This is a genomic window from Hymenobacter rubidus (genome assembly GCF_016734815.1).
Taxonomy (GTDB): domain Bacteria; phylum Bacteroidota; class Bacteroidia; order Cytophagales; family Hymenobacteraceae; genus Hymenobacter; species Hymenobacter rubidus.
In genome coordinates this window covers 1-13,394 of sequence record NZ_JAERQF010000037.1, presented here as the reverse complement: position 1 = coordinate 13,394, position 13,394 = coordinate 1, and the positions used below count along the sequence as shown (strand labels likewise).

Sequence of the window (13,394 nt, the reverse complement as noted above, 5' to 3'; positions counted from 1 at the left end):
GCTTTTCTTTGCGCCCGGGCCGCGCATGGCCTCCCTTATCCCCTTTATGCAGCCTCTCTTTTCAAGTTCACGCGTGGCACTGGTCGCCAGCTTGCTGGCCGCTTCGGCCGCGGCCCAGGCTCAGACTAACCAACAAACCGTGATTACCACGGCCGTGCCCATTCTCACGCTGAGCCCCGATTCGCGGGCCTCGGCCCTGGGAGAAGCGGGCGTGGCTACCTCGCCCGACGCCAACGCGGCCTACTTCAACCCAGGCAAGCTGGGCTTCGAGCAGTACAAGTACGGGGCCTCGCTGTCGTACTCGCCCTGGCTGCGCAACATTACCGACGACATGAGCCTGTCGTACCTCTCGGGCTACGGCAAGGTGGGGCAGCGCTCCGCCTTCGGGGCTTCGCTGATGTATTTTGATTTGGGCACCATTGACTACCGCAACGGCCAGAATATTCCCCAGGGCTCTTTTAACCCCAAGGAATACGCCGTTTCGGTGTCCTACGGCATTCAGTTGACCGATAACTTTGGGGTGGGGGCTTCGGCCCGCTACATCCGCTCCAACCTGACGGGCACCGCCAGCGGCAACGACGCCCGCCCCGGCAACGCGGCGGCTGTCGACTTGGGGGCCTACTACGCCAAAGATGCCACCATTGGCACGGGCCTGTACAACCTGGCTTTTGGCGCTTCGATTTCCAACATCGGTAACAAGATTACCTACAACGACATCGAGAACCCCAGCTTCCTGCCTACCTCGCTGAAGCTGGGCACGGCCATCACGCGCGAAATCGACCAGTACAATAAAATTTCGCTGGTATTTGACGCCACCAAGCTGCTGGTGCCCTCGCCCTACTACGAAACGCCGTACAACGCTGCCGACCCCGTGCAGGTAGCCCGCATCAAACAGGAAAATGCCGACCGGGCCAACCAGCCCATTGTCAGCGCCATGTTCAATTCGTTCAGCGACGCGCCCGGCGGGTTCAAGGAAGAACTGCGCGAAATCAACCTCTCCACTGGCCTCGAATACAACTACAACGACCTGCTGTATGCCCGCGGCGGCTATTTCTACGAAGCGCCCGACAAAGGCGCCCGTCAATACCTAAGCCTGGGCCTGGGCGTGCGCTACCAGGTATTTGGCATCGATGGAACCTACCTAGTGCCCACCGGCCAAAACAATCAGGCAAACCCCCTGGCTCAAACCATTCGGGTGTCGCTGCACTTCAACCTGAACAAGCTCGACGAAGCCTTCGACCAGAACGGCGCTGGCGGCACCAGTGGCTCGCCCACAAACTAAATTCCGTCGGCGCCAGCCCCCGACGTAAATGAACGTCATGCTGAGAGCAGCCCCGGCTGCTTTCGGCATGACGTTCTGCATATCCCACCGTTTCACTGCTCCTTATTAAGCAAAAAATGCTCGACCGTACCATAGCCCCTCCCGTTAAGCCGCTGGCCCGCGTTGCGTTGCCCGCAGTTGATGTTGTCTCGTTGGATAGTGGCGCCCGGCTCCATGTGCTGGCCAACGATGCCCAGCCCGTGGTGCGCCTTCAGGTCGTATTTCGGGCCGGCAAAGTGGCAGAGCCCCGCCCCGGCTTGGCCACCCTCACGGCCCGCATGCTGCTGGAGGGCACCACCACCCGCACCGCTCGCCAGATTGCCGACGAAGTGGCCTTCTACGGCGCCTCGCTGGAGTGCGACGCTGGTTTCGACCGCTCCACGCTCACGCTCTATTGCCTCAGCCGGCACCTGCCTACGCTGCTGCCGCTGGTGGTGGATGTGCTGCGCAACCCCGCCTTCCCGGCCGCCGAGCTGGACCAGCTCAAAACCCGCACCATCCAGAATGTGCGGGTGGAGCGCCGCAAAACCAGCTTTCTGGCCACGGAGCGGTTCAACGAAATTATTTTTGGGGCCGAAACGCCTTACGGTCGTCCCTTCGATGCCGACGCCTACCAAGCCCTGACGGCGGCCGAAGCCCAGGCCTTTCACCAAGCCACTTACTCGTTTGGCAACGCCGAAATATTTCTGTGCGGCGACGTGGCGGCCGAGCGAGAATTGGTAGCCGCTGCCTTTGGCCACCCGTCGGCGACCGGTGCCGGCGCGTCCGCCTCACCGGCCACGGTAGCGCTGGCTCAACCAGTGGTGTTGGCTACCGACCGGGTGCCGGTGGCTGGTAGCCTGCAATCGTCCATTCGAATGGGCCGCCGCTGGCCGGCGCCCACCCACCCCGATACCCATCGACTGAAGCTGCTGGTGAATGTGTTTGGGGGCTATTTCGGTTCGCGCCTGATGCGCAACATCCGGGAAGACAAGGGATTGACTTACGGTATCTACGCCAGCGTAGCCCCGCGGGAGTTCGGTACCTCGCTCGTCATCGGAACCGATGTGAAGGGCGAAAGTGCCGACTTTGCCGTGAGCGAAATTCAGCTAGAGCTGCGCCGCTTGCAGGAAGAGCTGATTCCGGCCGAAGAGTTGGAAACGGTGAAAAACTACATTCTAGGCAAGTTTGCCAATGAGCTTTCCACTGTATTCGAGCAGTGCGACAAGTACAAAAACCTGATTTTCCTGGGCCTGCCCGCCGATTATTACACCCAATTTGTGCAGCAAACCGAGGCCGTAGACGCCGAGACGCTACGCGAACTGGCGCAACACTATTTCGCGCCGGAGGACTTGCACATTGTAATTGCAGGGCCGGTAGGGGAGTAGTGCTTTTTCGGTTGAAATGAACGTCCTGCTGAGCGGAGTCGAAGCATCTCTACCGCCAGAGTAAATCAAATTACCTACGCGGTAGAGATGCTTCGACTCCGCTCAGCAGGACGTTCTTTTTACTGTCCGTCTACTTTTGCTTGACTACTTAAATCCTCTCGATTGGATTACTCCTGCGGTAGAGATGCTTCGACTCCGCTCAGCATGACCGTTTTGAAGCCTTTTCCTGCTAGCCGTCCACAAAAACCCTACGCCGGCGCCTGAATAGCCGGCGGCGTCGGATTATACTCGGCCGTAGCGGTGCGGTGCTCGGCGCTTTTCTTGCCCTGGTCGTCCTTCACATCGCGGCGGCTGAAGGGCCGGATGATGAGGCGCAGGGCCTGGTCGGAGCTGAAGTAGCTGAAGGCCCAGTCCACGAAGGCCACCACCTTGTTGCGGAATCCCACCAGCGTCATCAGGTGCACAAACAGCCAGGTGAGCCAGCCGAAGAAGCCGTTGAAGTGCACGTCGCGCGGCAGGTCCACCACGGCTTTGTTGCGGCTCACAATAGCCATCGAGCCTTTGTTGTTATACACAAAGTCTTTGGGTGTTTCGTTGCGCAGTAGGCGCTGGAGGTTTTCGGCCAGTAGGTCGGCGTGCTGCTGGGCCACGGGAGCCAGCATGGGCAGGCCGCGGGGCATGTCCTCGGTCACCATGTTGGCCACGTCGCCAATGGCAAACACGTTGGTCAGGCCCTGCACCTGGTTCCACCGGTTCACGTTGATGCGCTTGTTGCGGGTCACTACTTCGGTGGGCAGGCCGGGCACCTCGGCGCCGTTCACGCCAGCGGCCCACACCAGGTTTTCGGTGGGGATGAAATCCGTATCCGAAAAATAAGCTTTGCCGCCCTCGTAGCGTTTGATGGACGTGTTGAGGTGTACCAGCACGCCCAAATCGTCCATGTACCGCTTGGCATCGGCCTGCGACTTGGGCGACATGGGCCCCAGCAGCGCCGGGCCGGCCTCAACCAGAAAAATCTGCATGTGCCGCAAATCCAGCTCCGGGTAGTCTTTGGGCAGCACGTGTTTGCGCATTTCGGCCAGCGAGCCGCTGATTTCCACACCCGTAGGGCCGCCGCCTACCACCACAATGTTGAGCAGGGCCTGCTTCTCGGCCGGGTCTTCGGTGAGCAGCGCTTTTTCAAAATTCTGAAAGATGAAGCTTCGCAGGTTCAGTGCATTCGGGATGCTCTTTATCTGCATGGCGTTGCGCTCGATGCTTTCCAGCCCAAAGAAATTGGTGAGCGAGCCGGTGGCCAGCACCAGGTAATCGTAGCGAATGTCGCCTACGCTGGTTACCACCGTGTTGGTGCTTGGCTCCACTCGCTGCACGTCGGCCATGCGGTAGAAGAAATTTTGCTGGCCCGCAAAAATTTTCCGGATGGGGTAGGCAATGCTATCGGCTTCGAGGGCGCCGGTGGCTACCTGATACAGCAGCGGCTGAAAATTGTGGTAGTTGTTGCGGTCAATCACCACTACCTGCACCGGCGCATGGCGCAGGGCCTTCGCCAAACGCAGGCCGCCGAAGCCGCAGCCAATGATGACCACACGGGGTTTATCCGAAACCGGAAGATTGGTATCCATAGAATTAAGCAAGGGTCAAACCAGTACTTAACCCAAAATATGGCCTTGAGGTTATGGTGGAGCTGGCACCGGCTGCTGCTATCAGCACAAATAAAACAACGTCATGCAGAGCGCAGCGAAGCATCTCGCGTGCTTCCTTTCATCTCTGACGATTGACTTACTACCACACGCGAGATGCTTCGCTGCGCTCTGCATGACGGCCTGATTTCCGCTCTGGCCGTTCCGTTGCTAAAAGCTGGCGCTAGTAATCGTCGTTGCTAGCCTTCTTTTTGAACTCACCTTTTTTCACCTGCTGAATCAGCTGCAGCCAGCTGAAGGGGTTGAGCAGCGGGTTGTTGGCGTAGGTGCTGGGGCCGAAGCCGGCGCGCACGTCCTGGTTGTACTGCTGGTTGCTCATGGTTTGGCGGAAGTTGGCCACCGCGCCCATGGGCTGGGTGCGGAAAATCTTGTTCATGAGCTCCTGGTTCAGGTTGTCGGCTGCCGCGCTGCCGCGCTCGGTGGGCAGGCGCAGGGCCAGAAACGCCTTTTTGAAGTCGCGCTCGGTGGTGTAGGGAAACACGCGTACCTCGGGCAGCACCGTGGCGTCTTCCTTCAGCTGCACGATAACGGAGTAGCTCAGCCGCTGAAAATCCTTGGGAATGACAATGGTTTGGTTGGCGTAGCCCAGCGAGCGAATCACGATGCTGTCGCCGGCCAGCACGGCCATCGAGAAATAGCCGTAGGCGTTGGACGTGGTGCCGCGCCCGGCCTTGGGCACGTAGACGGTAGCACCCGGCACGCCAAGCAGGCTGTCGCCGGTGGCCACAATGCCCGTAAACTGAATGATTTTGCGCTTGCCCTGGGCGTGCGCCGCCGGGGCCGCCAGCAGCAGCGTGCCCAACAGGGCCACGACGAAAAAAGAAAAGAAGCGGGGAAGGCGCAAGGAATCAGGCATGTTCAGAGGGCGGAAAGACAAATATACGGCGCCGGGTTCGGGGCCGATAGTAACTTTGGGCGGAAAGGAACGAAGGACATCCGCCCTTCCCAGACAGCAGATGCGCTTGAAACATTTCACGGTTGCTTTTGGGCAGCAACTTTTTAAATCATTAGGCGATGAAAGCCGGGTGCGCATCCTGCATTTGCTGTGGCGCAACAAGGAAATGGTGGTGGCCGACCTCGAACAAGTGCTGGATTTCACCCAAACCAAAACCAGCCGGCAATTATCGTACTTGAAGAATGCAGGTTTGGTGAACATGCGCCGGCTCGATAACTGGATGTACTACTTCCTGAAAGAAGAAAAGGCCGAGCTGGTACAGGAGCTGCTGACATTCATGGAAAAAGACCCCCAGCTGCTCCGCGACCAGCAGGTGTACCAAACCCTGTGGTCGAACCGCGAGCTGGCCGCGTATAAGCTGCAAAACCGGCACTGGCACGGCGGCGCTGGAGGGTAAGTATTAGCAGGGATGGCGAATGCTGTTCGCGGTTCTGGAAGATTTTTGAGTAAACCACAACCAGCCCGTCCTGCTGAGCGCAGTCGAAGCATCTCCACCGCTTCGTTGCAATGGCATTGATTACTCCTGCACGCGAGATGCTTCGACTGCGCTCAGCATGACCGTTTTTAGTTGAGCAAGAATACCCTCATACCCTTTTGCCCATGACCCGCCGCCTTTTCGTGTGTACCAATCAGAAGTCCGGCGTGGGCGAGGACGTGGCCAAAGCCCTGAAAAAAGAGCTGAAATATCAGGGGCTAAAGAAGCTGCTAAGTGGGGGCGAGCGGCAGCGGGTGCGCGTGCAAACCTGCAACTGCCTCGACCTGTGCAAGCAGTGCAAAAAAGGCCCTGGAGCGGCCCTCATTGTGTATCCGGAAGGCACCGTGTATGGCAACGTGCGCCCCGCCGACGCGCCCGAACTGGTGGCCGAGCACCTCGGCCGTGGGCGAGTGGTAAAGCGCCTTGCCATTGACGAGTAGCGCTGCCGCGCTGTGGCGTGGGCTGCCTAAAAGCGTGGGCTTTTCTGCCCGTGCCAACCGTGACGCGGCATAATCCGTTGATAGGGTAATTCATCTGTCTTTCACACCCGCTCCCATGCGTTTTTCTCTCGCGGCCCTGCTTCTGATGGGGCTGGCCTCTTCGGCGGCTGCTCTCCCGGCGGCCCCCCCCGATTCTGTTTCCAATACGCCTGGCGCCGGTGCTGGCTTGGCGCCGCTGTCGGCCCGAATGGCGGCGAGTGGCCCCAAGTCATTTGGCCAGCTGGGAAAGAATAAAACACTCACGCTGCTGCCCATCCCGGTGTTGTTTTACCAGGCCGAAACGGGCCTGGGCTACGGCCTGGGGGCGCTGTTGAGTGGCCGCTTCTCGTCGGATACCCTTACGCGCCCATCCAATGCCCGCCTGCAGTACTGGACCACTACGGAAGGTCAGTCGCTGATTCAGCTGGTGCATTCGGTGTACACGCCCGGCGAGAAATTCTACCTGAATGGCGAAATCAGCGCCTACGATATTCTGCTGTATTACTACGGCAAAGGGGCCGGGACTGCCAGCGCCAATGAGTCGGAAACCGACTACAAGCTATTCATTATCAACCAGCGGATTCAGAAACAGATTGCACCTAAGCTGTTTTTTGGCGCGCAGTACCGCTTCACCAAAATCACGGACGTGCACGGCCCGGCCACCGCTACCGATAACAAAACCCCCAGCATCTTCTACAACGAAGGGCGCATGACGGCCCGCGAGCGGCAGAATACCCAGATTTCGGGCCTGGGCCCGGTCGTCACCTACGACACGCGTGATGTGCCGCTGGCGGCTTTCCACGGTAATTTGCTGGACTTCGGGGCCACGTTCAATGGCACGGGGCTGGGGTCCGATTATCGGTTTGTGCGCTACCAGCTCGATGCCCGCCACTTCCAACCGCTTGGTTCCGAACGGACTATTCTGGCGGCGCAGTTCCTCGGGCAGTTCCATACCGGCGACGTGCCGTTCCGCGAACTGGCGGGCTTGGGCGCCAACCTGGGCGGTACGCTCTACAACAACGCCAACCTGTTGCGCGGCATCTACGAGCAGCGCTTCCGCGACCGGCAGATGATAATGTTCCAGGCCGAAATTCGGCAGAAGCTGTTCTGGCGCATCGACGGAGCCATTTTTGGCGGCGTCGGCAACGTGAACCAGTACATCGACAAGTTCAGCCTGAACGATACTAAGTACGCGGGCGGCGCGGGCATCCGCTTCAACTTCATCCGGCGCGACCGGGTAAACCTGCGCCTCGACTACGCTGGCGGTACAGGCAGCGCGCCGGGCATCCTCTTTGCCATTGGGGAAGCATTCTAGCGCTGTCGTCTGCAAAATAAAATTCGCTGATTACCAGACAGCGGCTGGCGTTTGGTTGATGCCCATACACTCAACAGGCTCCCTTGCTTAGCAGGGGAGCCTGTTGAGTGTATGGGCTGAGGAAGCAGCAAGCAACTACGCAACTGAAGTAAGCCTGGGCTGCATATGTTGCTATTCATGCTGCTGATAATGAAGCTATTCAGGAAGATTAACGACAACCGGTCCGACGCCCTGGACGTCCAATCGGTTGTCGGTTACCGGTCGGACGTGTCTCGTTCTTGCGGCGACCGGTCGGACGCCGGGGGCGTCGGACCGGGCAGAAACGACTTCCTAAACTGATTCATTGATTGAGTTAAATAATTTGAATAAATAAATATAATATATAAATAATAATTGTAGATTGCGGGCGTCACTGTCTCCGTTGCTGGTGGCGTTGTTTTATGCGTGTGACTATCTTCTTCCTCAGCCTTGTGCTGAGCAGCTTTTTGGCCGGGGCCCAAACCCCTGAGCCCGCTCCACAGCCCAAGTCGAGCCCGCCCAATAAACCGAGCTTTATCCCATTCCCCATCCTGTTTTCGCAGCCCGAGACCGGTTTTGGTTACGGGCTGGCCATTCTGCCCGTGTACCGGTTGGGGGCCGACACCCTCACGCGACCGTCGAACGCACGGCTGCTGCTATACCGCACCACCGAAAAGCAGTCGGCTATTCAGCTCACGCACAACATCTTCACGGCTGGCGAAAAGTTAATCATCTCCGGTGAATTAAGCTACTACTATGCCTTTCCGGTTAACTACTACGGTTTCGGTCCCGGTACGGCCTTGGATGATAATTCCAAAATTCAATACAGCTTGCTCATCTTCAACCAACGGGTATTACGCCGGGTGGTGCCACACTTGTTTGCCGGGCTGCAGTACCGCCTTACCAACCTGAGCGATGTGCGCATCAATACCGGCACCGAGGATGGCCGCCCTAGCCCCCTCGAACTCCGGCCGTTGCGCGAGCGCACCCAAACCACCGTCAGCTCAGGTATCGGCCCATCTTTTCTTTACGATAACCGCGACAATATCCTAAGTTCCTTTCATGGCAACTATCTGGAAGTAAGTGCACTGTTTAATGGTGGGGCCCTGGGTAGCGACAATGCCTTCGGCCGCTACCAACTCGATGCGCGCCATTTTCAGCCGTTGTTCCGTTCCGAGCGAACCATCCTGGCTCTACAGCTGCTGGCGCAGTTTCATGGGGGCTACGTGCCGTTCCGGGAGTTGGCCAACCTGGGCGGGGCCAGCCAGCTGCGGGGCTACTACGAAGGCCGTTACCGCGACCGGCAGCTGTTGGCCGCGCAGGCCGAAGTCCGTCACCACCTGTTTTGGCGCCTCAACGGGGCCGTCTTTGGCGGTATCGGGCAGGTAGGCGACTCGCTGGATTCATTTGGCGAAGGCGGACTGAAGGTGGCAGGCGGGGGCGGCATTCGCTTCCAGTTCAACCGGCACGACCGCCTCAATGCCCGGCTCGACTACGGTGTAGGCCGTGGAGGTTCTTCGGGCGTATATTTCAGTATTGGCGAAGCTTTTTAGGTTGTTGCCAATCAAGCATTTATCGATTGCATGCTTTAATAAACAATGGATTTTATCTGGCCTTAAAGCGGTGTTTGCCGCGGTAGTAAAAGCTGGGCCTTATCCTTTCGCTGCACTTGGCGTACACCGGGCTCATGAACCACGCTACGCCCGCCCGCTTCCTCGCTGCCCACGAGGCCACTGCTACCACTCCGGCACTGCCACTACTACTGACTCCGCCGCGCCGGGGACGTTGCGCCCGGCTGCTGCACCAACAGTTGCCGCCGCCCCGTGCCGAGTTGCGGATAAGCGTCATTATCCCGGCCAAAGACGAAGTAGATAACCTGCCCGCCACCCTGGCCGCCCTGGCCAACCAAACCGACCTGCGCGGCCTGCCTTTGCTCGCGGGCAGCTACGAAGTCATTGTGCTGGCCAATAATTGCACCGACCACACCGCCGCCGTGGTGCGCCAGCAGGCCCGGCAGTTTCCGAACCTCGTGCTTCATGCTGCCGAGCTGTGCCTGCCCGCTGCCAAGGCCCACGTTGGCCGGGCGCGCCGTTTGCTTATGGATGAGGCCTGCGCCCGGCTGGAACAGGTGGGCCGCCCCGCCGGCATCATCGCCAGCACCGATGCCGACACCCGCGTGGCTCCTACGTGGCTGGCGGCCATCCAGGCCGAAGTCCTGGCCGGTGCCGACGCGGTGGGAGGCCGCATTCTCACGGCAATGAATGGCCCGGCGCTGCTGCCACTGCGCCGCATTCAGGTGCGCGACGCGGCCTACCGGCAGCTTTGCGCCCGCCTGGAGGACTTGCTTGACCCCGCGCCAGTAGACCCGTGGCCGCGCCACCACCAGCATTTTGGGGCTAGTCTGGCCCTCACGGCGCGCGCCTACCGGCAGGTTGGGGGCTTGCCCGAGGTTCGGTTTCTGGAAGACGAAGCCCTCTGCCAAGCCCTGCGGCGGCACGATTTGGGCCTGCGCCACAGCCCGCAAGTGCAGGTGCTTACCTCGGCCCGGCGGCAGGGGCGGGTAGAAGTGGGCCTGTCGTGGCAGCTCCGCGAATGGCTGCACATGAGCCACCAGCGGCGCGAGCCCCAAGTGGCCAATCCGGCACATCTGGCGGCCCTGTGGCAACTGCGCCGCCAGGTGCGGACGTATTGGGCTAGCGGCCCCACGCAAGAGTCGCCTGCGCTGGCGACCCTTCTGGGCCTGCCGGCCGCCGTATTGCTGGCACGCGTGCGGCGCGCGTCGGCCTTTGGCAAGCTATGGGACTGGGTGATGAACAATGGCCGGCTGCCCCAAGTAGAACCCATCCCACTGACCCAGGCCCTGCTGCTGCTGCCCACGCTTATTCAACAGCATGCATCAGCCCTGGCGCTCAGCCAGGAAGGAGCTAGCGCTTCTCCAGCAAGTCGAGCCGATAGGTGGAGTGTCGTTGCCCGGTGAGGTGGCGCAGTGGGCCATCGTCGGCTGTTTTTTCGAGGAAAAATTCGTGCACGTCGTCGCCCGTCAGGGGGTAGTCATGCACGGGCGGCGTCCAGTGCACCAGCAGCAGCTGGCCGCCTGGTACCAGGTTGTTTATCAGCAAATCGGCAGCCCGACTTAAATCAGCCGGAGCCCAATAATAGCCCACTTCCGAGAGCAGAATTAAATCGAACGATTGGTCGGGAAATTCCTCGGGCACCCGGAGCTGCTTGATTTCAACCTGGGGCAAGGCGGCGCAGCGCGCTCGAGCTTGTGCCAGTGCCGCCTCGCTCACGTCCACCGCCAACAGGTGGCCGCAGCGCGGCGCCAATTGCGCGGTCAGCACCCCCAACGAGCAACCAATTTCAAACGCCTCGCTATACTGCGGACGGGGAAGGGCCGCCAGGGTAGTGGCGTATTTCTCCCGCTCATACGGGCTGGTTTCGAAACCCCAGGGGTCACGGTTGGCCTGGTATACGTGGTCAAAGTATTCCGGCGGCAGGGTGTTGGGCTGGTTTTGGTTCATGAAACTCAGGTAGTGGAGGCTGATTCAAAGAAAACTTCATACGGCCGCTCAAAATGCGCGAGCATCTCATCCGACAACAAAAAACCGTCGGAGTCATCGACGAAAACACCCGGCGCCACCTGCGAGCGATGCGCCGCAATAGCCCGCCGCTTCTGGGTCATTACATCACCAATGTCTAACCGGAAGCCGCGCACGCCATCTTCGGCGGTGGGCAGGTCCTCAGCAGCAGCGCGCTCCCAGGCCCATACCACGTACTCAAGGCGGCGTGGCGGGCGCGCCATATCCGCTAATGCCGTTTGCACCAGCGCGGCCGTGGCGCGATGGTCGGGGTGTGGGTCGCGCCGCCAGGGCACCAGCACGGTAGCCGCTCGGTGCTGTTCCAGAAACTGCCGCAACCGGCCCACCGCTTCGGCAAAACCGGGTTCATGAGCTGCGGCCGGAACCCGACTATCGGGCAGGCCCAGCAGCAGCGGCGCGGCAGCAGCGGCTCCCAGAATGGTGAGGGCGTGGTGAAATTCGGCTTCCCGCACTGCGCGCCGCGCCGGAGCCGGAAAAGCGGTGGAGTTGGGGTGCGACATGGTGCCGTCGCTGACGAGCACCGCGGCCACTGGCTGGTTAGCTTGCCTTAGCAAAGCCAGCAAGCCGCCGCAGCCCAGCGCCTCGTCGTCGGGGTGGGGCGCTACCACCACCGTGGGGCCGAGAGTGGCAGCGAAGCTGGCCGGCCGCACAGAATATTCAGCAAAAGGAAGTTCGTTTTCAGGCAAGGCAAATAAGCTAGGGCGTTCAACTGCTAGCCTACGAAATTCTTACCCTCGAGTACAAAACGGCCCACGTCGGCCAGCGTCCCATCCGGAGCGGGCTGGCGCAGGTAGTGGGTCAGGTCGCGGTGCAGGCGCTCGAAGGGCAGGGGCTGGAGCAGGCCGCGGGCGCCCACGCTACGCTCGGCTAGCTGCAGCATGTCGAGGCAGATTTTCTCGATGGCCGTCCGCATCATGTTGGCGTAGGCCACGGTGGCTTCGGCGCCCTGGGGCGTGGCCGCTTCGGGGCGGGCCGCGTGCTCGGCCGCGCCGCGCACCCACTGCCGGCCGCTTTCCAGCAGGATGGCCATTTCGCCCAGGCGCTGCCGCTGGTAAGGGTCGTCGGTACGGCCCAGGTCGCGCAGGAAACGCCGGGTTTCTTCAAACACAGCTTCGGCCCCGCCCAGCTGCACAGTCGCAAACCGGATGGCCCCGCCGCTAAACGCCGGCTGCTGGTAATAAGCGTCGGGCAGGCCAATCAGGTCTTCTGGTCCAATTTCCAGGCCGGTCAAATCGGCTCGGAAGCTGGCCGTGGCGCGCATGCCCAGCGGCCGCCAGAAAGAGCGGTCCAGCCCCGGAACCTGCTGGTCGGCCGGCAACACAAACAATTGCCAGCCTTGGCCATCGGGCAAGGCCCCGGTGATGAGGGGCCGCGCCAAATGGCCCGCTCCGGAGGCAAAGGTCTTGGCCCCGTGCAGCCGGTAGCCGCCGGTTGGCAAGGGTTCGAGGCGCACGCCCTCGGCCGGGTCTTCGGTATTCCAGACGCCAAAGAGCAGGCCTGCGCGGGCATCGGCCGCGTAGCGCATCAGTTGGGTTGCACTTGCGAGTTGCTGAATCAACAGCAAAGCATTCACGTGCCCCTCATACACGCGGCCCACCGCCAGGTTGCCGCGCCCAATGTGCTGAAGCACCCGCAACAGCGGCAGCGTAGCCGCTGGCGTATCGAGCCCGGCGCCGCCCAGCGCGGCCGGCAGGGCCGCCGTGAGCAGACCCGCCGCCCGCAGCCAATCGAATTCCTGCGTGGGAAAGCCCCCTGCCACATCGGTGGCCGCGGCTTGGACGAACAGCTGCGGCGCTAGTTTGGCGGCTTCGGCCTCGGCCTTTGTAAGTAATAATGTGTTAAAAGGAGCGGGCTCAGCAGTTGCTATGGAAGGAATAGGTAAGTCAGCGTAGGGCAATTTATTAGCCATTAGGAATGCAGCAGAAGGAATCAACTACTGAGGCTATACTCTCTAGTATGTGTAGTAGTTCAGAATATTAGCCAATAGAGCATGTTGCTTGGTATTAAGTGTTGCTTCAGAGATTAGATATAAGTGAAGCTGTTTAGAAAGTCAAAATCGTTGTCATCCTGAGCGCAGCGAAGGACCTTTGTAGTACTCCCCAATAGTTGGACAGTTAAGGCGGGCTATCTTAGTCAACGCCATGAGTCCCAAACGCACCCGCCGT

The 13,394-nt window shown here is 60.3% G+C and carries 12 protein-coding genes; 7 read left to right on the top strand and 5 right to left on the bottom strand.

The window, feature by feature from the left end; genetic code table 11:
- Window positions 1-73: 73 nt before the first annotated feature.
- Window positions 74-1,282 (top strand): type IX secretion system outer membrane channel protein PorV, encoded by a 1,209-nt coding sequence (gene porV / locus JKL48_RS19240; protein WP_317191972.1) that lies wholly within the window; start codon window positions 74-76, stop codon window positions 1,280-1,282.
- Window positions 1,283-1,398: 116 nt separating this feature from the next.
- Window positions 1,399-2,688: a M16 family metallopeptidase gene (locus tag JKL48_RS19235; RefSeq protein WP_201986164.1), complete on the top strand. Its 1,290-nt coding sequence runs from the start codon at window positions 1,399-1,401 to the stop codon at window positions 2,686-2,688.
- A 248-nt stretch (window positions 2,689-2,936) separates the two neighbouring features.
- Here JKL48_RS19235 and JKL48_RS19230 read toward each other — a convergent pair whose 3' ends face one another.
- Together JKL48_RS19230 and JKL48_RS19225 are read right to left on the bottom strand one after the other, a co-directional pair.
- Window positions 2,937-4,310 (bottom strand): NAD(P)/FAD-dependent oxidoreductase, encoded by a 1,374-nt coding sequence (locus JKL48_RS19230; protein ID WP_201986162.1) that lies wholly within the window; start codon window positions 4,308-4,310, stop codon window positions 2,937-2,939.
- 241 nt (window positions 4,311-4,551) lie between these two features.
- Window positions 4,552-5,244 (bottom strand): carboxypeptidase-like regulatory domain-containing protein, encoded by a 693-nt coding sequence (locus JKL48_RS19225; RefSeq protein ID WP_201986160.1) that lies wholly within the window; start codon window positions 5,242-5,244, stop codon window positions 4,552-4,554.
- Window positions 5,245-5,344: 100 nt separating this feature from the next.
- Between JKL48_RS19225 and JKL48_RS19220 the strand changes: the two genes are divergently transcribed.
- From JKL48_RS19220 to JKL48_RS19200, 5 genes are all read left to right on the top strand, one after another.
- A complete protein-coding gene (locus JKL48_RS19220; RefSeq protein ID WP_201986150.1) occupies window positions 5,345-5,740 on the top strand; it encodes an ArsR/SmtB family transcription factor in 396 nt (131 codons plus the stop codon).
- A gap of 203 nt (window positions 5,741-5,943) precedes the next feature.
- Complete coding sequence (locus JKL48_RS19215; RefSeq protein WP_201986148.1) at window positions 5,944-6,258, top strand: (2Fe-2S) ferredoxin domain-containing protein; 315 nt, start codon at window positions 5,944-5,946, stop codon at window positions 6,256-6,258.
- A gap of 115 nt (window positions 6,259-6,373) precedes the next feature.
- Window positions 6,374-7,612, top strand: a complete 1,239-nt coding sequence (locus JKL48_RS19210; RefSeq protein ID WP_201986146.1) for a BamA/TamA family outer membrane protein — start codon at window positions 6,374-6,376, stop codon at window positions 7,610-7,612.
- Between the two features lie 446 nt (window positions 7,613-8,058).
- A complete protein-coding gene (locus tag JKL48_RS19205; protein ID WP_201986135.1) occupies window positions 8,059-9,183 on the top strand; it encodes a BamA/TamA family outer membrane protein in 1,125 nt (374 codons plus the stop codon).
- Between the two features lie 134 nt (window positions 9,184-9,317).
- Window positions 9,318-10,607 (top strand): glycosyltransferase, encoded by a 1,290-nt coding sequence (locus JKL48_RS19200; RefSeq protein WP_201986128.1) that lies wholly within the window; start codon window positions 9,318-9,320, stop codon window positions 10,605-10,607.
- Here the strand turns inward: JKL48_RS19200 and JKL48_RS19195 are convergent.
- From JKL48_RS19195 to JKL48_RS19185, 3 genes are read right to left on the bottom strand one after another with little or no spacing between them, the layout of a single operon-like run.
- Window positions 10,555-11,151: a class I SAM-dependent DNA methyltransferase gene (locus tag JKL48_RS19195; RefSeq protein ID WP_201986126.1), complete on the bottom strand. Its 597-nt coding sequence runs from the start codon at window positions 11,149-11,151 to the stop codon at window positions 10,555-10,557. The two genes, JKL48_RS19200 and JKL48_RS19195, sit on opposite strands and share 53 nt — an antisense overlap.
- A 5-nt stretch (window positions 11,152-11,156) precedes the next feature.
- Entirely contained in the window at window positions 11,157-11,915 is a 759-nt protein-coding gene (locus tag JKL48_RS19190) for a PIG-L deacetylase family protein (RefSeq protein WP_236668920.1), read from the bottom strand.
- A 26-nt stretch (window positions 11,916-11,941) separates the two neighbouring features.
- A complete protein-coding gene (locus JKL48_RS19185) occupies window positions 11,942-13,138 on the bottom strand; it encodes an acyl-CoA dehydrogenase family protein (RefSeq protein WP_201986124.1) in 1,197 nt (398 codons plus the stop codon).
- Between the last annotated feature and the right edge of the window lie 256 nt (window positions 13,139-13,394).

Coding starts and splice junctions, on each gene's coding strand:
- JKL48_RS19235 (WP_201986164.1), top strand. CDS start 1,399: ATGCTCGACCGTACCATAGCCCCTCCCGTTAAGCCGCTGGCCCGCGTT.
- JKL48_RS19230 (WP_201986162.1), bottom strand. CDS start 4,310: ATGGATACCAATCTTCCGGTTTCGGATAAACCCCGTGTGGTCATCATT.
- JKL48_RS19225 (WP_201986160.1), bottom strand. CDS start 5,244: ATGCCTGATTCCTTGCGCCTTCCCCGCTTCTTTTCTTTTTTCGTCGTG.
- JKL48_RS19220 (WP_201986150.1), top strand. CDS start 5,345: ATGCGCTTGAAACATTTCACGGTTGCTTTTGGGCAGCAACTTTTTAAA.
- JKL48_RS19215 (WP_201986148.1), top strand. CDS start 5,944: ATGACCCGCCGCCTTTTCGTGTGTACCAATCAGAAGTCCGGCGTGGGC.
- JKL48_RS19210 (WP_201986146.1), top strand. CDS start 6,374: ATGCGTTTTTCTCTCGCGGCCCTGCTTCTGATGGGGCTGGCCTCTTCG.
- JKL48_RS19200 (WP_201986128.1), top strand. CDS start 9,318: ATGAACCACGCTACGCCCGCCCGCTTCCTCGCTGCCCACGAGGCCACT.
- JKL48_RS19195 (WP_201986126.1), bottom strand. CDS start 11,151: ATGAACCAAAACCAGCCCAACACCCTGCCGCCGGAATACTTTGACCAC.
- JKL48_RS19185 (WP_201986124.1), bottom strand. CDS start 13,138: ATGGCTAATAAATTGCCCTACGCTGACTTACCTATTCCTTCCATAGCA.